This is a genomic window from Paraburkholderia sp. Ac-20342 (assembly GCF_017104985.1).
GTDB lineage: Bacteria > Pseudomonadota > Gammaproteobacteria > Burkholderiales > Burkholderiaceae > Paraburkholderia.
In genome coordinates this window covers 1-19,559 of sequence record NZ_JAAGPQ010000041.1, presented here as the reverse complement: position 1 = coordinate 19,559, position 19,559 = coordinate 1, and the positions used below count along the sequence as shown (strand labels likewise).

Annotated in this window: 17 protein-coding genes and 1 pseudogene; 3 read left to right on the top strand and 15 right to left on the bottom strand. The window is 65.2% G+C overall.

Going from position 1 to position 19,559, the window contains the following annotated elements; all coding sequences use genetic code 11:
* Nucleotides 1–246 precede the first annotated feature (246 nt).
* From rnhB to rpsB, 15 genes are all read right to left on the bottom strand, one after another.
* Entirely contained in the window at nucleotides 247–915 is a 669-nt protein-coding gene (gene rnhB, locus G3N58_RS18435; RefSeq protein ID WP_205999868.1) for a ribonuclease HII, read from the bottom strand.
* Complete coding sequence (lpxB, locus tag G3N58_RS18430) at nucleotides 912–2,081, bottom strand: lipid-A-disaccharide synthase (protein WP_167045282.1); 1,170 nt, start codon at nucleotides 2,079–2,081, stop codon at nucleotides 912–914. Before lpxB ends, rnhB begins: the two co-directional genes overlap by 4 nt.
* 3 nt (nucleotides 2,082–2,084) lie before the next feature.
* On the bottom strand, nucleotides 2,085–2,873 hold the full coding sequence (lpxA, locus tag G3N58_RS18425; protein ID WP_205999867.1) for an acyl-ACP--UDP-N-acetylglucosamine O-acyltransferase: 789 nt from the start codon (nucleotides 2,871–2,873) through the stop codon (nucleotides 2,085–2,087).
* Nucleotides 2,874–2,963: 90 nt separating this feature from the next.
* Nucleotides 2,964–3,428 carry a 3-hydroxyacyl-ACP dehydratase FabZ gene (gene fabZ / locus G3N58_RS18420; protein WP_006048683.1) on the bottom strand — a complete coding sequence of 155 codons (465 nt, stop codon included), beginning with the start codon at nucleotides 3,426–3,428 and terminating at the stop codon, nucleotides 2,964–2,966.
* A gap of 197 nt (nucleotides 3,429–3,625) precedes the next feature.
* Complete coding sequence (gene lpxD, locus G3N58_RS18415; protein WP_167282621.1) at nucleotides 3,626–4,726, bottom strand: UDP-3-O-(3-hydroxymyristoyl)glucosamine N-acyltransferase; 1,101 nt, start codon at nucleotides 4,724–4,726, stop codon at nucleotides 3,626–3,628.
* A gap of 87 nt (nucleotides 4,727–4,813) precedes the next feature.
* Nucleotides 4,814–5,335, bottom strand: coding sequence for an OmpH family outer membrane protein (locus tag G3N58_RS18410; RefSeq protein WP_205193092.1), 522 nt, complete (start codon nucleotides 5,333–5,335; stop codon nucleotides 4,814–4,816).
* A 76-nt stretch (nucleotides 5,336–5,411) separates the two neighbouring features.
* Nucleotides 5,412–7,733 carry an outer membrane protein assembly factor BamA gene (gene bamA, locus G3N58_RS18405; RefSeq protein ID WP_167045270.1) on the bottom strand — a complete coding sequence of 774 codons (2,322 nt, stop codon included), beginning with the start codon at nucleotides 7,731–7,733 and terminating at the stop codon, nucleotides 5,412–5,414.
* Between the two features lie 67 nt (nucleotides 7,734–7,800).
* A complete protein-coding gene (gene rseP / locus G3N58_RS18400) occupies nucleotides 7,801–9,195 on the bottom strand; it encodes an RIP metalloprotease RseP (RefSeq protein WP_167045267.1) in 1,395 nt (464 codons plus the stop codon).
* Nucleotides 9,196–9,202: 7 nt separating this feature from the next.
* On the bottom strand, nucleotides 9,203–10,408 hold the full coding sequence (locus tag G3N58_RS18395) for a 1-deoxy-D-xylulose-5-phosphate reductoisomerase (protein WP_167045264.1): 1,206 nt from the start codon (nucleotides 10,406–10,408) through the stop codon (nucleotides 9,203–9,205).
* Nucleotides 10,409–10,418: 10 nt separating this feature from the next.
* Nucleotides 10,419–11,240, bottom strand: coding sequence for a phosphatidate cytidylyltransferase (locus G3N58_RS18390; RefSeq protein ID WP_167045261.1), 822 nt, complete (start codon nucleotides 11,238–11,240; stop codon nucleotides 10,419–10,421).
* On the bottom strand, nucleotides 11,234–12,016 hold the full coding sequence (uppS, locus tag G3N58_RS18385; protein ID WP_167045258.1) for a polyprenyl diphosphate synthase: 783 nt from the start codon (nucleotides 12,014–12,016) through the stop codon (nucleotides 11,234–11,236). Before uppS ends, G3N58_RS18390 begins: the two co-directional genes overlap by 7 nt.
* A 62-nt stretch (nucleotides 12,017–12,078) precedes the next feature.
* Nucleotides 12,079–12,639 carry a ribosome recycling factor gene (gene frr / locus G3N58_RS18380; RefSeq protein WP_013089702.1) on the bottom strand — a complete coding sequence of 187 codons (561 nt, stop codon included), beginning with the start codon at nucleotides 12,637–12,639 and terminating at the stop codon, nucleotides 12,079–12,081.
* A 98-nt stretch (nucleotides 12,640–12,737) separates the two neighbouring features.
* Nucleotides 12,738–13,451 carry a UMP kinase gene (gene pyrH / locus G3N58_RS18375; protein ID WP_074764243.1) on the bottom strand — a complete coding sequence of 238 codons (714 nt, stop codon included), beginning with the start codon at nucleotides 13,449–13,451 and terminating at the stop codon, nucleotides 12,738–12,740.
* Nucleotides 13,452–13,672: 221 nt separating this feature from the next.
* The gene (gene tsf / locus G3N58_RS18370; RefSeq protein ID WP_167282722.1) at nucleotides 13,673–14,554 is read right to left on the bottom strand and encodes a translation elongation factor Ts; all 882 of its coding nucleotides are present in this window, start codon (nucleotides 14,552–14,554) and stop codon (nucleotides 13,673–13,675) included.
* Nucleotides 14,555–14,771: 217 nt separating this feature from the next.
* Nucleotides 14,772–15,524, bottom strand: coding sequence for a 30S ribosomal protein S2 (gene rpsB, locus G3N58_RS18365; protein WP_167045255.1), 753 nt, complete (start codon nucleotides 15,522–15,524; stop codon nucleotides 14,772–14,774).
* A 444-nt stretch (nucleotides 15,525–15,968) separates the two neighbouring features.
* Here rpsB and map point away from each other — a divergent pair, with 444 nt between their 5' ends.
* The 3 genes and pseudogenes from map to G3N58_RS34210 all read left to right on the top strand — a co-directional run.
* Entirely contained in the window at nucleotides 15,969–16,778 is an 810-nt protein-coding gene (map, locus tag G3N58_RS18360) for a type I methionyl aminopeptidase (RefSeq protein WP_205999866.1), read from the top strand.
* Between the two features lie 28 nt (nucleotides 16,779–16,806).
* A complete protein-coding gene (locus G3N58_RS18355) occupies nucleotides 16,807–19,386 on the top strand; it encodes a [protein-PII] uridylyltransferase (RefSeq protein WP_205999865.1) in 2,580 nt (859 codons plus the stop codon).
* Nucleotides 19,387–19,392: 6 nt separating this feature from the next.
* Nucleotides 19,393–19,559: pseudogene (locus G3N58_RS34210) on the top strand (pseudouridine synthase); the annotation flags it as partial.

Below are 19,559 nucleotides of genomic sequence, written 5' to 3'. Positions count from 1 at the left end.
AAAAATGGAAAAAGAGTGGATAGCGCGAGAGCGCCGGCCGTATTTTATGCCGTGCTCAACAAGCAGCGCCTGAAAGGCGCTCAGGAAGTACCCAGGCGGTACCTAGGCATCATCCCGGTGCCTTCCGAAATGCGGTTATTCACGCGACGCCCGTGCCGCGTTCATGCGGTACTTCATACAGCAGCGAATTAGCCAGGTGTCTTGCCGGGCATCGCGCTTGCGCCGACCTGCGCCGCCGTGGATGGATCAGCGCACCGGCACGACGACGGCACCCGTGCCGAATCGCTGATACGCCTCGCGCACCGGCGCGAACGAGCGCCGATGATGCACGCAAGGCCCATGCTCGCGCAGCGCCGCCAGATGCTGCGGCGTGCCGTAACCGGCATGCGCGTCGAAACCGTAGACGGGATAGGCCTCGTGCAGTTCGAGCAGCATGCGGTCGCGCGTAACCTTGGCGAGAATCGACGCGGCCGAAATGCTTTTGACGAGCGCATCGCCGCCGATCACCGCTTCGGCGCGCATGGCGAGCGTCGGGCAGCGGTTGCCGTCGATCCTCACGAGCGTCGGCACGACCGACAGCCCCTCCACCGCGCGCTTCATCGCGAGCATCGTCGCGTGCAGGATGTTCAGCGAGTCGATTTCCTCGACCGTTGCCGACGCGATGCAGTAGGCGAGCGCCCGCTCGACGATCTTGTCGTACAGCGCCTCGCGCTTTTTCGCGGTAAGCGCCTTCGAATCGTCGAGACCGCGAATCATCGGCTTGTCCGGATCGAAAATTACCGCCGCCGCCACGACCGGGCCCGCGAGCGGCCCGCGCCCGGCTTCGTCGACGCCGCAGACGATGTCGTCCGCGCTCTCGAAGTTCAGGCCCGCCTGGGCCGTGGTCTTGCGGCGCGGCGCGCGTGCCGTGCTCATGCCCGCCCCGCCCGCCGGTCGACGACGCTCGCCACGACTTCCGCCGCCCGCTGCGCCGTGTTCTGCTTCAGCACGTGGTGCATCTCCGTGAAGATTTCCGTCAACGTGCGCCGGTTGGACTCGTCGCGCAGCTGTTTCAGCGTCGCCTCGGCGAGCGCTTGCGGCGTCGCGAAGTGCTGCAGGATCTCGGGCACCACGAAGCGCCCCGCCAGAATGTTCGGCAGGCCGACGTACGGCAGATAGCCCTGGCGGCGCATGATCTGGCCGGTCAGCCAGGGCACCTTGTAGGAAATGACCATCGGCTTTTTCAGCAGCGCGGCTTCGAGCGTGACGGTGCCGCTCTTCACGAGGATCGCGTCGGCGGCCGTCATCGCGAGCTGCGACTGGCCTTCGGTGATGGTCAGCGCGAGGCCCGGATGCGCCTCGACGAGCGGCTGCAGCTGCGCGCGCAACGCGGGCGTGGCCGCCGGCATCACGAAGCGCACGCCGGGCTCCTGGTGCTGCATCATCTCCATCGCCGCGAAGAACGTCGGGCCGATCAGGTCGATCTCGGAGCGCCGGCTGCCGGGCAATACCGCGATCACCGGACCGCTTTCGGCAAGACCGAGCGTGCGGCGCGCGCCGAGCGTGTCGGGTTCGAGCGGAATCTGGTCGGCCAGCGGATGCCCCACGTACGATGCCGCGACGCCCGATTTTTCGAGCAGCGCCGTTTCGAACGGGAACACGCACAGCATGTGGTCGACCGCCTTGGCGATTTTCTTGATGCGCCCGCCGCGCCACGCCCAGATGGACGGACAGACGAAGTGCACGGTCGGAATGCCGGCGTCGCGCAGCGCATGTTCGAGCCCGAAGTTGAAATCGGGCGCGTCGACGCCGACGAACACCGACGGCGGCTCGGCGAGCAGCTGGCGCTTCAGTTCGTTGCGAATGCCTAGGATTTCGGGAATGTGCCGCAGCGCTTCGACGTAACCGCGCACCGTAAGCTTTTCCATCGGCCAGTGCGCGTCGAAGCCCGCGGCCATCATGCGCGGACCGCCGATGCCGTAGTACTGCGTGCCGTCCGGCAGGCGGCTTGCGAGGCCGTCGAGCAGCGACGCAGCGAGCAGATCGCCGGACGGCTCGCCGGCCACCATCGCGACGCGCAGCGGGCTGGGTTGCAACGCCATCGTCTAGCGGATGATGCCGCGCTGCGACGCTTCGACGAACGCGAGCAGCGTCTGCACCGGAGCGTCGCCGTCGCCGCCGGCGGCGGCGAGTTCGTGCAGTTGCACCTTCGCCTCTTCGAGCGACAGGCCGTTCTTGTACAGCACGCGATACGCCGTGCGCAGCACCGAGATCGCATCGGCCGAGAAGCCGCGGCGGCGCAGGCCTTCGACGTTGATGCCGTGCGGCTCCGCCTTGTTGCCCGCGGCGATCACGTATGGCGGGACGTCCTGCACGAGCGCCGACGCGCCGCCGAGCATCGAGTGCGCGCCGATGCGCACGAACTGGTGCACGCCCGACATGCCGCCGATGATCGCGTGGTCGCCGATCGTCACGTGGCCGGCCATCTGCGCGTTGCTCGACAGGATCACGTTGCTGCCGACGTGGCAGTCGTGGCCGATATGCACATAGGCCATGATCCAGTTGTCGTCGCCGAGCGTCGTGACGCCCGCGTCCTGCACCGTGCCGGTATGGATCGTCGTGAATTCGCGGATCGTGTTGCGGTTGCCGATCACGAGTCGCGTCGGCTCATCCTTGTACTTCATGTCCTGCGGACGGCCGCCGACCGATGCGTAATGGCCGATGCGGTTGTCTTCGCCGATCGTGGTGTGGCCTTCGATCACGCTGTGCGAACCGACCGTGCTGCGCGCGCCGATCGTCACGTGTGCGCCGATCACGGCATAGGGGCCGACTTCGACGGATTCGTCGAGTTGCGCGCCCGCTTCGATGATCGCAGTGGGATGAATCCTGCTCATGCGTCCTCGCTTCTGATTCTGTTGCGTTGTCTGGATGGGCGTGCCACAGGCCGGCCGCGCGCTCGCGCCACAGCGTGCCCGCCGAACGGCTCAGGCGTCCTTGTCCGTGTGCCGCACCGCGCACATCAGATCGGCTTCCGCCGCCACGACTCCATCCACTTCGGCCCGCGCCTTGAACTTCCAGATGCCGCGCATGTGACGCTCGAACGTGCAGTTCAGGATCAGCTGATCGCCCGGCTCCACCACGCGCTTGAAACGCGCGTTGTCGATGCCGACGAACAGGTACAGCGTGTTCGACGGATCGCTCGGCTCTTCCGAGAACGTCAGCAGCGCCGCGGTCTGCGCGAGCGCTTCGAGAATCAGCACGCCTGGCATCACCGGCCGCGTCGGGAAATGTCCCTGGAAATACGGCTCATTGATCGACACGTTCTTCAACGCTTTGATGCTCTTGTGCGGTTCGAGTTCGAGCACCCGGTCGACCAGCAGGATCGGATAACGATGCGGCAGCAGCGTGAGAATCTTATGAATGTCGAGATTGATTTTTTCGGTGCTCATGGTGTTTCTGCTCACGCGTTGAATGCGCGATGATGACTGCGGATGCTGGTGCAGGTAGGTTGAAAACGCGCGCGGCCGGCGCCCGCGAGGTCCGCTGCGACCAGGGCGGCGGCCCTGCCGCCCGGTCACGGCAACCGGCTCTGCTTCATGATGCTCGCCCGCTATTTTACGCGGTGCCGGCGCGCCGCCGGGATTTCTTAGAGCGGGTTGCCCGCGGCCTCGCCTGTCGCGCCGCCGGCCTTGTCTGCGGCGGCGCTTTCGAGCGCCTTGATGCGATCGCGCAGCTTGTCGATATTGCGCAGCAGCGCCGCGCTCCTGTTCCAGTCCGCGTGATTCACGGCCGGGAACGCACTCGTGTAGATGCCGGGCTTCGGCAGCGACTTCGAGACGCCCGACTTCGCCGTGACGATCACGTAGTCGGCCAGCGTGACGTGCCCCGCAATGCCGACCGCGCCGCCGATCATGCAGTGACGGCCGATCGTCGTGCTGCCCGCGATACCCGCGCAGCCCGCGATGACCGTGTATGCGCCGACCTTGCAGTTGTGGCCGATCTGCACGAGGTTGTCGATCTTCACGCACTCCTCGATGATCGTGTCGGCCATCGCGCCGCGGTCGATCGTCGTGTTCGCGCCGATTTCGACGTCGTTCGCGACCGACACGCCGCCGACCTGCGGAATCTTCACCCAGCTGCCGGTGCGCGCCTCGCCCTCGCCGACAAAATCCGGCGCGAAGCCGAACCCGTCCGAGCCGATCACGGCACCCGCGTGCACGATCACGCGCTCGCCGAGCTGACAGCCGTGGTAGACCGTGACGTTCGGATACAGATGCGAGTGGGCGCCGACGCGCGTGCCGCGGCCGATCACCACATTGGCGTCGAGCCGCACGTGCTCGCTAATCACCGCGCCGGCTTCGACCGTGACGCGCGGACCGATCACCGCGCTCGCGGCGACCTGGGCCGAGGCATCGATCGTTGCGCTCGGATGCACGCCGGGCGCCGCTTTCGGCGTGGCGAGGTCGATGAAGGTCTGGGCAATGCGCGCGAAGTAAGCGTACGGATTCGGCGTGACGATGAAATTACGGCCATCGGGCGAAGCCAGCTTCGCGAGGTCGCCGGCATTGATCAGCACCGCGCCCGCACGGGTCGTTTCGACCTGCGACAGATACTTCGGATTGGCGAGGAACGCCAACTGGTCCGGGCCCGCCTGATCGAGCGGCGCAAGACTGCCCACGCGCTGCGAACCGTTTCCGACTACTTCACCGCCGAACCGCCGGACGATGTCCTCGAGCGTAAATGCCATGCCTATCCTGTCTCCTACCTGTTCAATCCAAGCCATCGGCGGACACGCGCCGGCGCAGGCTCACGGCCATGCGCCACGCGATGACCGTTAGTTGCCCGATGCCGCCAGCGCCTTCAGCACCTGGTCGGTGATATCGATGCGCGGGCTCACGTACACCGCTTCCTGCACGATCAGATCGTAGTGCTGCGTCTCGGCGATCTGCTTGATGACCTTGTTCGCGCGATCGAGCACCGCCGCGAGTTCTTCGTTGCGGCGCTGGTTGAGGTCTTCGCGGAACTCGCGCTGCTTGCGCTGGAAGTCCGAGTCGAGCTGCGACAGATCGCGCTGCTTCTGCGCGCGGTCGGCCGCCGACATCGACGCACCGTTCTTGTCGAGCGCATCGGACATCGACTTGAGCTTCTGCGCCATGTCGGCGAGATCCTTGTCGCGCTTCGCGAATTCGGCTTCGAGCTTGAGCTGTGCGGCCTTTGCCGCCGCCGATTCGCGCAGGATACGGTCGGAATTCACCGCGGCGATCCTCGCCTCCTGCGCATGCGCAACCCCGACTCCCAAGGTCATGGCCAGCGCCAATGCGCACGCTACACGTTTCGAAAACATACCGGTTAGCAAAGTCATCCTCTCGATACCGTAGTTTGGCCGGGCCGCCGCCGGAAACCGATCGCGGCCGGAACCGCCCGCCGCGCGATCAGAACGCCGTCCCGATCTGGAACTGGAACTTCTGATACTGGTCGCCTTCATGCTTGATAAGCGGGAAGCCGAGGCTCAGCTTGAGCGGGCCGATCGGCGAAATCCACGCGAGACCCACGCCGTAGCCGTAGCGCAGGCCGTTCGCGCCGGTGCTCGCGCAGCCGCTCGACGTACAGCTTGCCTGGCCCCAGACGTTACCGCCGTCAAGGAATGTGAACACACGCAGCGTGCGGTCGTAGCCGGTGCCCGGCAGCGGGAACGTCAGTTCGACGTTGCCGACGAGCATCTTCGAGCCGCCGATCGGATCGTTGGTCTTGCCGTCGCGCGGACCGAGCGAGCTCGGCTCGTAGCCCCGCACCGAACCGATACCGCCCGCGTAGTAGTTCTTGAAAATCGGGTAAGGCTTGCCGCCGAGGCCGTTACCGTAGCCGCCCTGGAAGTTGAAGCCCAGCACGAAGCCGCGCGCGAACGAGTAATAGTACTGCGCGTTGATGTCGGCCTTGTAGTACTGCGTGCCGCCGATTGGCGTGCCGTATTCGGCGTTCGCCTGCGTGAAGTAGCCGCGGCTCGGCACCAGCGCGCTGTCGCGCGCATCACGCGACCAGCCGACCGTCAGCGGGACGTTGTTCGACACGCGGCCGAACTCGTTCACGTAGTCGATATAGCTTTGCGGCGTGTTCGAGTCGATGTCGAGCTGGTTCTGCTCGAAGCCCGCGCCGAAATACACCGTGTCGACTTCCGAGAACGGAATACCGAACTTCAGGTCGGCACCGGCCGTGACGATCTTGAAGCTCGAATCGGTCGAGTAGTACAGCGGCTGATACGTGCGGTAGTAGACGTCGGTAATGCGCTTGATGCCATCGACCGTGAAGTACGGATCGACCTGCGTGACCGTCAGCGTGCGGTACGTCTTCGCGGTATTGACGTTCACCGACAGGCTCGTGCCCGAACCGAACACGTTGTCCTGCGAGACACCGGCCGACAGCACCACTTTGTCCGTCGACGAGAAACCCGCGCCGAGCGTGATCGCGCCGGTCGGCTTTTCGGCAACCTTGACGTCGATGTCCACCTGGTCGGGCGTGCCTTCCACCGGCACCGTGGTCACGTCGACGTCGGTGAAGTAGCCGAGACGGTTGATACGGTCCTTCGACAGCGCGAGGCGGTTCGAATCGAACCACGAGCTTTCGAGCTGGCGCATTTCGCGGCGCACCACTTCGTCGCGCGTACGCGTGTTGCCGACCACGTTGATGCGGCGCACATAGACGCGGCGGCTCGGGTCCACCTGCAGCGTGAGGTCGACCGTGTGGTTGTTCTGGTCGATCTGCGGCTGCGCATTGACGGTGGCGAACGCATAGCCGTATTCGCCGAGCTTGTCGACGATCGCCTTCGTGGTGGCCTGCAGCTTTTCGGCCGAGAAGCGGTCGCCCGGCTTGATCTTGATCAGCTTCTTGAGTTCCGCTTCGCGGTCGAGCAGATTGCCGGCGAGGCGGATGTTCGAAATCGTGTACGGCTGGCCTTCGTGCAGCGTGACCGTCAGGTACATGTCCTTCTTGTCCGGCGTGATCGACACCTGGGTCGATTCGATGCTGAACTCGAGGTAGCCGCGATTCAGGTAGTACGAACGGATGTTCTCGAGGTCGCCGGTGAGCTTGTCTTTCGCGTACAGGTCGTTCTTGGTGTACCACGAGAACCAGTTCGGCGTGGACAGCTGCATTTCGTCGCGCAGCGTGCCGGTGCTGAACGCCTTGTTGCCGATGAAGTTGATCTGGCGGATCTTCGCGCTCGGACCTTCGGCCACCGAGAACAGCACCGCGACGCGATTGCGGTCGATCGGCGTGATCGTGGTGGTGACTTCGGCCGCGTAGTAGCCGCGCGTCAGATACTGACGCTTCAGCTCCTGCTCGGCCTTGTCGACGAGCGCCTTGTCGAAGTAGCGGCCTTGCGACAGCCCGACCGCGCGCAGCGCCTTGGTCAGGTTGTCCTTCTCGAACTCGTGAATGCCGGCGAAGTCGATCGTGCCGATCGCGGGACGCTCCTGCACCTGCACGATGACGACGTTGCCCTCGGTCGCGATCTTGACATCGTTGAAGAAGCCGGTCGCATAGAGCGCGCGAATTGCTTCGGACGCCTTGTCGTCGCTAAAGGTATCGCCTTGCTTGATGGGCAGATACGCGAACACCGTACCGGGTTCGACGCGTTGCAATCCCTCAATGCGAATGTCTTGCACCACGAAGGGCGTTGTTGCGTGAGCAACCAGCCCATGCGCGGCGAACGCCGCGGCTATAACCGTCTTCGGACCAAAGCGATGAGGTTTAAACAACGTGCTTCCCCAGTGTGTATAGCTGCATCAGGCCGGGCGGCCGCCCTCGAGAACGCCGCCGGACACTTTAAAAATGGATTAAACGAGCCAGATCGTTGAACAGCGCAATCGCCGACAGCGCGACGATGCAGGCGAGACCCGCCCTCTGAAAAACGAGTTGCCAACGATCAGAGACAACTTTACCGGTTACAGCTTCAACCAAATAATATAACAGATGCCCCCCGTCCAATACCGGAATCGGTAGCAGGTTCAGCACACCGAGACTGATGCTGACAAGGGCGAGGAACGACAGGAACGCCGAAGGCCCCAGACGCGCGCTCTTTCCCGCGTAGTCGGCGATCGTCACGGGACCCGACAGGTTCTTCAGCGACGCCTCGCCGACGATCATCCGCCCGAACATGCGCACCGAGTACACCGCGAGGTCCCACGTGCGGCGCGCGCCGAGCCGCAGGCTTTCGAGCGGCCCGTAGCGCACCTCGATCGACGGCACCTGGGTCGCCAGTTCGGCGCCGATGCGGCCGATCTGCTGGCCGGTCGCCGCGTCGCGCTGCAACTGCGGCACGATACTGAGCTCGTCGAGGGTGCCCGCCGCATGACCGCCGCGGCCGCCGCGCTCCACCTGCAGCCTGAGCGGTTCGCCGGCGTGCGATTTTACATAAGCGATGAAGGCCGCGGCATTATCGGCCGGCGTGCCGTCGATCGCGCGCAGCCGGTCGCCCGTGACGAGCCCGGCCTTCTGCGCCGCGCTGCCCGCCTGGATACCGGCCACCGTAAGCTTGCCGCCGCCGGGCTCGAAGCCGAGGTGCGACATGAAATCGTCGTCGACGTCCTTCTCGGCGAGGCCGCGCAGGTCCATCGGGAAATCGGACGTGCCGTGCGCGTCCTTCGCGACGAGCACGATGTGCTTGTGATCGAACGCGGCGCCGAGCAGCTTCCAGCGCAGATCCGACCAGGAGCGCACCGGCTCGGTCTGATCGGCGCCGTCCGCGCGCACGCCGACGATCGTCTCGCCGCCCTCGAAGCCGGCCAGTGCGGCCGGCGTATTCGGCGCGGGCGTCGCGAGCACGGCCGACGGTTCCGTCACGCCGGTGGCGAACACCAGCGCAAACAGGACGATGGCGAGCAGGAAATTGGCGACCGGCCCCGCCGCGACGATCGCAAAGCGCCGCCACACCGACTGCCGGTTGAACGCATGCGGTAAATCCGCGGCGGGAATCGCCGCAGCGCCCGTCTCGCGCTCGTCGAGCATCTTCACGTAACCGCCGAGCGGCAACGCGGCAATCGTCCACTCGGTGCCCGTCTTCGGGCTCACCCACTGGACCAGCGGCTTGCCGAAGCCGATCGAAAAACGCAGCACCTTCACGCCGCACAAACGCGCGACGCTGTAATGCCCGTACTCGTGGACCACCACGAGTACGCCAATCGCAACCGCGAAAGCGAGCAGTTCGATCAGCAGGTTCATGAACGCCTCACTGGACGGCGCGTTCCGTGCGACGGGCGCCATCGGGCAGGCGCGCGATGAATGCGGCCGCGGCGCGGCGCGCGGCGGCGTCCGCCTCGATGACGTCGTCGAGCGCGTGCGCGCTGCGGTTCGGCAACGCGGAAAGCACCGAGTCGACCACTTCGGCGATCGCCATGAAGCCGATGCGGCGCGCGAGGAACGCTTCCACCGCGATCTCGTTCGCGGCATTGAGCGCGGCGCTGGCGATGCCGCCCTCCGCGAGCGCCTTCATCGCGAGCGCGAGGCACGGGAAGCGCGCGTAGTCGGGTTTTTCGAACGACAGCGAGGCGATCTGGGCGAGATCGAGCTGCGCGACGCCCGAATCGACGCGCTCGGGGAACGCGAGCGCATGCGCGATCGGCGTGCGCATGTCGGGGTTGCCGAGTTGCGCGAGCACCGAGCCGTCCACGTACGACACGAGCGAATGGATCACGCTCTGCGGATGGATCAGCACCTCGATGCGCTCGCCCGGCAGGTTGAACAGCCAATGCGCCTCGATCACTTCGAGACCCTTGTTCATCATCGTGGCCGAATCGACCGAAATCTTGCGGCCCATCACCCAGTTCGGGTGCTTGCAGGCTTCGTCAGGCGTCACGTCGACGAGCGTGGCCCGCTCGCGCGTGCGGAACGGCCCGCCCGACGCGGTCAGGATGATCTTCGAGACGCCGCCATGCTGCGATGCCTCGTGCGGGAGGCATTGGAAAATCGCGTTGTGTTCGCTGTCGACCGGCAGCAGCACCGCGCCGTGGTCGCGCACCGCGTCCATGAAGATCGCGCCGGACATCACCAGCGCTTCCTTGTTCGCCAGCAGGATGCGCTTGCCCGCGCGCGCCGCGGCAAGGCTCGGCGCGAGACCGGCCGCGCCGACGATCGCCGCCACCACCGTATCGCAACCGTCGCTCTTTGCGACGTCGACGAGCGCTTGCGGCCCGTAGGCGACCTCGGTCCTGCTGCCCGCTTCGCGCAGCCGCGCGGCGACCTTGGCGGCCGTGTCGGCATCGCCGACCACCGCCACTTCGGGCGCAAAGCGCAAGCATTGCTCGACGAGCTTGTCGCCGTTGCGATGCGCGGACAGCGCGTAAATCGAAAAACGCTCGGGATGGCGCGCGACGACGTCGAGCGTACTGTCTCCAATCGAGCCCGTGGAACCGAGCAATGTCAGACGTTTTTGCATATCTCTTTCTCTAGCCGAGCAGCAGCATGGCAAGCGGCAGCACCGGCAATAATGCGTCGATGCGGTCGAGCACGCCGCCGTGGCCCGGCAGCAAACCGCTCGAGTCCTTCACGCCGGCCTGGCGCTTCAGCATCGATTCGAACAGGTCGCCGACCACGCTGAAGGCCACCAGCAAGGTCAGTGCGAGCACGGTGCGCACGGCGCCCCATTGCGCCAGCAGCGCAGAATACAGGGTTGGCTCGAACGCGTGCAAAAAGACCGCCGCCGCCGCGACGATCATGACCAGCAGCCAGCCGCCGATCGCGCCCTCCCAGGTTTTACCCGGACTGATGGCCGGCGCCAGCTTGTGTTTCCCGAAAGCCTTTCCCGAGAAGTATGCGCCGATATCGGCGAGCCATACCAGCAGCAGCAGCGACAGCACGAACGGCACGCCTTGCATGCGTGCGGCGACGAGAGCATGCCAGCACGCGACGAATCCGACAATGCCGGCAAGAAACAGAAAGGTGCGCCATGCGCCCTGCGCGAGCGCGGGCTTGCGCAGCAGCACGAACGGACCGGCGATCACCCAGAAGATCGCGGCGGCCTTGAAAAGCGAACGGGCCTCCGCGATGCCCGTGCCGAGCCGCGTGCTCGCGACCAGCGCGAGCGCCGCCAGCAGCGCGTAGACCACCGGGCCGGCGCCGCCGACCTTGAGCAGGCGCGCCCACTCCCACGCGGCGAACACGACGACGAAAGCGATCAGCGCGCCGAACGCGCCGACCGGCGCGAACAGCGTGACAGGCAGGAACACGGCCAGCAGGACGATCGCCGTGATGACACGGGTCTTTAGCATGGAAGCGAATCGACGTTCTGCGATTGCGGCTCGAGCTGGGCGCTGGTACGGCCGAAGCGGCGCTCGCGATCGCCGTACGAGGCGATGGCATGAGCGAGCGCGTCGGCGTCGAAATCCGGCCAGAACGTGTCGGTGAAATAGAACTCGGTGTAGGCCAGCTGCCACAGCAGGAAATTGCTGACGCGGCGCTCGCCGCCGGTACGGATGAAGAGATCGGGCTCGGGCGCGTAGGCCATCGACAGATGCTCGGCGAACGAGTCTTCGTTCACCTCGACCGGCTTGCCCGCCGCCGCCGACTGCTCGGCGAGCTTGCGGGTGGCCTGCATGATGTCCCAGCGGCCGCCGTAGTTCGCGGCGATGGTCAGCGTGAGACGGGTGTTGCGCGCGGTCTTGGTTTCCGCGCGCCTGATCAGGTCGCGAATTCTCACGTCGAAACGCTCGAGATCGCCGACCACGCGCAGGCGGATGCCATTCGCGTGCAGCTTGCCGATCTCGCGCTCGAGCGCGGTGACGAAGAGGCGCATCAGGAACGACACCTCTTCGTTCGGGCGGCGCCAGTTCTCCGAACTGAAGGCGAACAGCGTCAGATATTCGACGCCCCGCTGCGCGCACGCCTCGACGGCCGAGCGCACCGCGTCGACGCCGCGCGTATGGCCCGCCACGCGCGGCAGACGCCGCTTGGTGGCCCAACGGCCGTTGCCATCCATGATGATCGCGATATGTCGCGGCACCGCGGCGACTTCAGGCACGCGCACGGTTGAGCTGGTATAGGTCATGGCCGTCGGGACAGTAATGCCAGTAAAGAAGTGGAAACCAGAAGGGACTGAGCCGAACGGCGTCAGACCGTCATGATCTCGGCTTCTTTCGTCGTGACGAGCTTGTCGATTTCGGCGACGAACTTGTCCGTCAGCTTCTGGACGTCGTCACCCGCGCGGCGCTCGTCGTCTTCGGAAATTTCCTTGTCCTTGACGAGCTTCTTCAGTTGCTCGTTGGCGTCACGGCGCAGATTGCGCACGGCCACCTTGGCGGTTTCCGCTTCGCTGCGCACGACCTTGGTCAGTTCGCGGCGGCGCTCTTCGGTCAGCGCAGGCATCGGCACGCGGATCACGTCGCCGTGAGTGGCCGGGTTCAGACCCAGGTCCGACTCGCGGATCGCCTTTTCGACGACCTGGACCATCTTCTTTTCCCACGGCTGCACGCCAATCGTACGCGCGTCGATCAGCGTGAGGTTCGCAACCTGCGAAATCGGCACCGGCGAGCCATAGTAGTCGCACTGGATATGATCGAGCAGGCCCGTGTGCGCACGGCCCGTGCGGATCTTCGACAGGTCGTTCTTGAACGCGTCGATCGAGCGCTGCATCTTCTGCTCCGCGCCCTTCCTGATATCAGCCACAGACATTTTTAAACCTCCGAACCTTCAAAACGGTGCGAGCCGCCCGGCACGCGCGATGCGGCGGCCCGGGCTCGCGTCAAAGCCCACGTAACGTAAAACGAAGTTTACACGTGGACGAGGGTGCCCTCGTCCTCACCTTGTACGATGCGCTTGAGCGCACCCGGCTTGACGATCGAAAACACGCGGATCGGCAGCTTCTGGTCGCGGCACAGCGCGAATGCCGTCGCGTCCATCACCTGCAGATTGCGGCCGATCGCTTCGTCGAAGCTGATCGTGGTGTAACGGGTCGCGCTCGGATCCTTCTTCGGATCGGCCGAATAGACACCGTCCACCTTGGTGGCCTTCAGCACCACTTCCGCGCCGATTTCCGAGCCGCGCAGCGCGGCCGCCGTGTCGGTCGTGAAGAACGGGTTGCCGGTGCCGGCCGCGAAGATCACGACCCTGCCTTCCTCGAGCTGGCGGATCGCGCGGGGCCGGATGTACGGCTCGACGACCTGATCCATGCGCAACGCCGACTGCACGCGCGCCTCGATACCGGCGTGGCGCATCGCGTCCTGCAGCGCCAGCGCGTTCATCATCGTGGCCAGCATGCCCATGTAGTCGGCCGTCGCGCGGTCCATGCCCGCCGCGCCGCCGGCGACGCCACGGAAAATATTGCCGCCGCCGATCACCACGGCCAGCTGCGTTCCGAGACGAACCACTTCGGCCACGTCCGCCACCATTCGTTCGATGGTCGCGCGATTGATGCCGAAGGCATCGTCGCCCATCAGAGCTTCACCGGAGAGTTTGAGCAGGACGCGTTTATAGGCAGTGGGCATAGAGGTATCCAGATCGCGCAGAACAGGGCAACAACAAGGGACTAATGTAGGGGTGAAACGCTGATTCGGGCAAGCGCCGCCAAATTGACGAACCCTAGGGTTCGCCGGCGGCGGCCGCGCGGCGGGGGTCAACCCGTGCACGGCCTTGCGGCGCCGCCGAGCGCGGCGAAGTCCTGCTTCGCCGCGGGTCCAACGGTACGGCTATGAAGCTTAGGTAAGGCTTATTGTTGCTTTGCAGCAGCGACCTGGGCGGCCACTTCCGCGGCGAAGTCGTCCTGCTTTTTCTCGATGCCTTCGCCGACCACGAACAGCGCGAACTTCTGCACGCTCGAATTCGCCGCCTTCAGCATCTGTTCGATCGTCTGCTTGTCGTTCTTCACGAACGTCTGGTTCAGCAGCGACACTTCCTTCAGGTACTTCTGCACGCTACCGTCGACCATCTTCGCGACGATTTCAGCCGGCTTGCCCGATTCGGCGGCCTTCTGCTCAGCGATGCTGCGTTCCTTGGCGATCAGGTCCGCCGGCACGTCATTCGACGACAGCGAAACCGGCTTCATGGCGGCGATGTGCATAGCGACATCCTTGCCGACCTGCTCGTCCGCGCCGGTGTACTCGACCAGCACGCCGATGCGCGTGCCGTGCAGATACGAGGCCAGCTTGTTGGCGGTATCGAAGCGCTCGAAGCGGCGGATCGACAGGTTTTCGCCGATCTTGCCGACCAGCGCGAGGCGCACCGCGTCGACGGTCGAGCCGTCGAGCGGCAGTGCCGACAGCGCGGCGACGTCAGCCGGGTTCTGCGTTGCGACCAGTTCCGCAACCTTCTTCGAGAAAGCGAGGAAGTCGTCGTTCTTCGAAACGAAGTCGGTTTCGCAGTTCAGTTCGACGAGCGAACCAGCGTTGCCGTTGATGAACGAGGCGACGACGCCTTCAGCCGTCACGCGCGATGCCGCCTTGCTCGCCTTGTTGCCGAGCTTCACGCGCAGCAGCTCTTCAGCGCGCGCCAGATCGCCGTCGGCTTCCGTCAGTGCCTTCTTGCATTCCATCATCGGCGCGTCGGTCTTTGCGCGCAGTTCTGCAACCATGCTTGCGGTAATTGCCGCCATCATTTGCTCCTTGGGTTCTGTCTGTCACACGCCGCCCGCATTTCGATGCCGGCGGCAGGAATTCGTTTCAGCGTTTTCGCGAATTTTTGCGAGCGACGCGCGAGGCGCCGCCTGAAGCACTCTGCCAGATGCCTGTTACAACGCTTGTTACAGGCGTCGCGGCTTAAAAAAAGGGGGCCTGTAAGAAGCCCCCTTTTTTGCCGGACACGGGGCAGCTTTACGCTTCTCCGTTGACCTCGACGAACTCGTCGCCGTCACCGCCGCGGGCAGCCTGGACCACTTCGTTGACCGCGTTCGCACGGCCTTCGAGGATCGCGTCGGCCACGCCAGCCGCGTACAGTGCGACGGCCTTGCTGGCGTCGTCGTTACCCGGGATCACGTAGTCCACGCCTTCCGGCGAGTGGTTCGTATCGACCACGGCGATAACCGGAATGCCGAGCTTGTTCGCTTCGGTCACGGCAATCTTGTGGTAGCCGACGTCGACGACGAAAATCGCGTCCGGAATGCCGCCCATGTCCTTCACGCCGCCGATCGACTTTTGCAGCTTGGCCATTTCGCGTTCGAACAGCAGCGCTTCCTTCTTGCTCATGCGCTCGGTTTCACCGGCTTCCAGCGCCGCTTCCATGTCCTTCAGGCGCTTGATCGAAACCTTCAGCGTCTTGAAGTTGGTCAGCATGCCGCCGAGCCAGCGCGCGTTGACGAACGGCATACCGGCGCGCTGCGCTTCCTGGGCGATCGTGTCGCGCGATTGACGCTTCGTGCCGACGAACAGGATCGTGCCGCGGTTCGATGCCAGCTGACGCGCGTACTTCAGCGCGTCGTTGTACATCGGCAGCGTCTTTTCGAGGTTGATGATGTGAATCTTGTTGCGATGACCGAAAATGAAGGGGGCCATCTTCGGGTTCCAGAAGCGCGTTTGGTGGCCGAAATGGACACCGGCTTCCAGCATTTGACGCATCGTAACTGCCATGAAATTCTCCACGAGGGTTGGGTCTTAAGCCGGCTGCCGTATCGGCCGCGCCCGCCTTCTTCCGGCTGGAACGCGGCGACACCCTGGATGCGCCGGCTTGCGAATGAGTTGCCTGCACTGCTTTTGCACTAACTAACTACTTTCTCACCCGCGGCACAAGCAACCAGCGCCGCGAGAAACCTTTCCCGCCCCACCCTTATTTGCATCATTCACATGACTCGCGTCAATGCAATAAAAAACTGGGCGTGGATCGACTTAGCCGAAGATTATAGCACGCGACTATCGACCGACTCAACCCGCGCCGATGGCCGCCGCCAGCCTCGCCGCCCATCGGCGGAAGATCGCACTGGGCGCCCGCAAAACGCCCCGCCCGCTTGCAAAAGCCTGCGGCAGCCGGAATATGGTGCGATAATCCCGCAATAAATCGCATTTCAGGCCCGACTTATGGCTATTACCCTCAAAAACGACCACGATATCGCACAGATGCGCGTCGCTTGCCGGCTCGCCAGCGAAGTGCTCGACTACATCACGCCGTTCGTCAAGGCCGGCGTCACGACGGGCGAACTCGACCGCCTCTGTCACGAATACATGCTGAAGGAACAGGGCACCGTTCCCGCGCCGCTCAATTACCAGCCGCCCGGCTACCCGCCCTATCCGAAAGCCACCTGCATTTCCGTCAACGACGTGATCTGCCACGGCATTCCGGGCGACAAGGCGCTCAAGAACGGTGACGCGCTCAACATCGACATCACCGTCATCAAGGAAGGCTATTTCGGCGACACGAGCCGCATGTTCATCGTCGGCGAAGGCTCGATCATGGCGAAGCGCCTCGTGCAGGCCACCTTCGAATGCATGTGGCTCGGCATCGACCAGGTGCGCCCCGGCGCGCATCTCGGCGACATCGGCTATGCGATCCAGAAGCACGCCGAAGGCCTCGGCTACAGCGTGGTGCGCGAATATTGCGGCCACGGCATCGGCACGGTGTTCCACGAAGACCCGCAGATCCTGCACTACGGCCGCCCCGGCACCGGCATCGAACTGCAGGCCGGCATGATCTTCACGATCGAGCCGATGATCAACGCGGGCCGCCGCGACATCCGCACGATGCCCGACCAGTGGACCGTCAAGACCAAGGACCGCAGCCTGTCGGCGCAGTGGGAACACACGGTGCTCGTCACGGAAACCGGCTACGACGTGCTGACCGTGTCGGCCGGCACGCCCGCGCGGCCGCCCGTCGTCGCCGCGACCGCCTGAGCGGGCCCGCCCTCACCGCCGCCCGCCAATGAGCAGCGTTCCAGCCGTCACCCCATCCCATGCCACGTCGCTCAAGGCGGACTACAAAGTGGCCAAAGCCCAGTTGCTGGAGCGCTTCCGGACGGCCACCAACGTCGACGCGCTGATGGCCGCCCTCGCGCGCGCCACCGACGGCTCGCTGCGCGCCGCCTGGGAGACCTGCGAGCTGCCCGGCGAGTTCGCGCTCGTCGCGGTCGGCGGCTATGGACGCGGCGAGCTGGCGCCGCATTCCGACATCGACATTCTGGTCTTGCTGCCCGACGCGCCGCTCGAACATGCCGAAGCACGTATCGAACGCTTCATCAGCCTCGCGTGGGACCTCGGGCTCGAACTCGGCAGCAGCGTGCGCAGCGTGTCGCAATGCCTCGAGGAAGCGGCCAACGACGTCACCGTGCGCACCTCGCTGCTCGAAGCGCGGCGCATCACCGGCAGCGCCGCGCTGTTCGACGACTTCGCGGCGCGCTACCGCGAAGCGCTCGACCCGAAGGCGTTCTTCACGGCGAAGGTGCTCGAAATGCGCCAGCGCCACGCGAAATTTCAGGACACGCCCTACGCGCTCGAACCGAACATCAAGGAGAGCCCGGGCGGGCTGCGCGACCTGCAGCTGATCCTGTGGATCACGCGGGCGGCCGGCTTCGGCAGCAGCTGGCGCGAACTCGAAGCGCGCGGGCTTATCACCGAGCGCGAGGCGCGCGAGCTGCGCCGCAACGAGGGCTTCCTGAAGGCGCTGCGCGCCCGGCTGCACGTGACCGCCGGGCGCCGCCAGGACATTCTCGTGTTCGACCTGCAGACGCCCGTCGCCGAAAGCTTCGGCTACAAGCCGACCGCGACCAAGCGCGCGAGCGAACAGCTGATGCGCCGCTACTACTGGGCCGCGAAGGCCGTCACGCAACTCGCAACGATCCTGATCCAGAACGTCGAGGCGCAGTTGTTCCCGAGCACGAGCGGCATCACGCGCGTGCTGTCGGCGCGCTTCGTCGAAAAACAGGGCATGCTCGAAATCGCCGCCGACGACGTGTTCCAGCGCGAGCCGAACTCGATCCTCGAAGCGTTCCTGCTGTACGAGCAGACGCCCGGCGTGAAGGGCCTGTCGGCGCGCACGCTGCGCGCGATCTACAACGCGCGCGACGTGATGGACCAGCACTGGCGGCGCGATCTTGAAAACCGCCGGCTCTTCATGGCGATCCTCCAGCAGCCGGCCGGCATCACGCACGCGCTGCGGCTCATGAACCAGACCAGCGTGCTCGGGCGCTATCTGCTGAATTTCCGCCGCATCGTCGGGCAGATGCAGCATGACCTCTATCACGTCTACACGGTCGATCAGCACATCCTGATGGTGCTGCGCAATCTGCGCCGCTTCGCGGTCGCCGAGCACGTGCACGAATATCCGTTCTGCAGCCAGTTGATCGCGAACTTCGACCGGCCGTGGGTGCTGTACGTGGCGGCGCTGTTTCACGACATCGCCAAGGGCCGCGGCGGCGATCACTCGACGCTCGGCATGGTCGACGCGCGGCGCTTCTGCCGTCAGCACGAGATCGACGGCGAGGACGAGAACCTGGTCGTCTGGCTCGTGCAGCAGCATCTGACGATGAGCCAGGTCGCGCAAAAGCAGGACACGAGCGACCCCGAAGTGATCAAGCGCTTTGCCGAACTGGTCGGCACCGAGCGGCGCCTCACCGCGCTCTATCTGCTGACCGTGGCCGATATCCGCGGCACCAGCCCGAAGGTCTGGAATACGTGGAAAGGCAAGCTGCTCGAAGACCTCTACCGCGCCACGCTCGCCGTGCTCGGCGGCGCGCGGCCCGATGCGCATTCGGAACTGAAGTCGCGGCAGGAAGAAGCGCTTGCGCTGCTGCGTCTCGAAACCGTGCCGGAAGGCGCGCAACGCGCGCTGTGGGACAAGCTCGACGTCGGCTACTTCCTGCGCCACGACGCGGCCGATATCGCATGGCAGACGCGCGTGCTGTACCGTCACGTCGAAACGCCGACGCCGCTCGTGCGCGCACGGCCGTCGCCGATCGGCGAGGCTTTGCAGGTGCTCGTCTACGTGAAGGACCAGCCCGATCTGTTCGCGGGCATCTGCGCGTATTTCGACCGCAACGGCCTGTCGGTGCTCGATGCGCGCGTGAGCACGACGCGTCACGGCTATGCGCTCGACAACTTCCTCGTCGCGCACACCGAAGAGGACGTGCACTACCGCGACATCGCCAATCTGGTCGAGCAGGAACTGACCGCGCGGCTCGCGGGCCACGGCACGCTGCTGCCGGGGCCGTCGAAAGGCCGGCTCTCGCGCCTGTCGCGCACCTTCCCGATCACGCCGCGCGTCGACCTGCGGGCCGACGAGCGCGGCCAATACTACATCCTGTCCGTGTCGGCGAACGACCGGCCGGGCCTTCTTTATTCGATCGCGCGCGTGCTGGCCGAGCACCGGGTCGGCGTCGCCTCGGCGCGGATCAATACGCTCGGCGAACGCGTCGAGGACGTGTTTCTGCTCGAAGGGCACGGCCTGTCGGACAACCGCCTGCAAATTCAGGTCGAAACCGAGTTGCTGCGCGCGATCGCAGTGTGAGATTTCATGCGAACCAAGTTAACAGCCAAGCATCCGCGGCCGGCTTCGTCCGAACGCGCCCCTGTGCGTTCCGGCAGCCCGTCGGCCCGCAAACCGACGCGCCCGGCGGGACCGAAACCCGCAGCGGCCGGTTTCGGCGCGGCGCGCGAAGGCGCCGCGGCGACGGGCGGCAA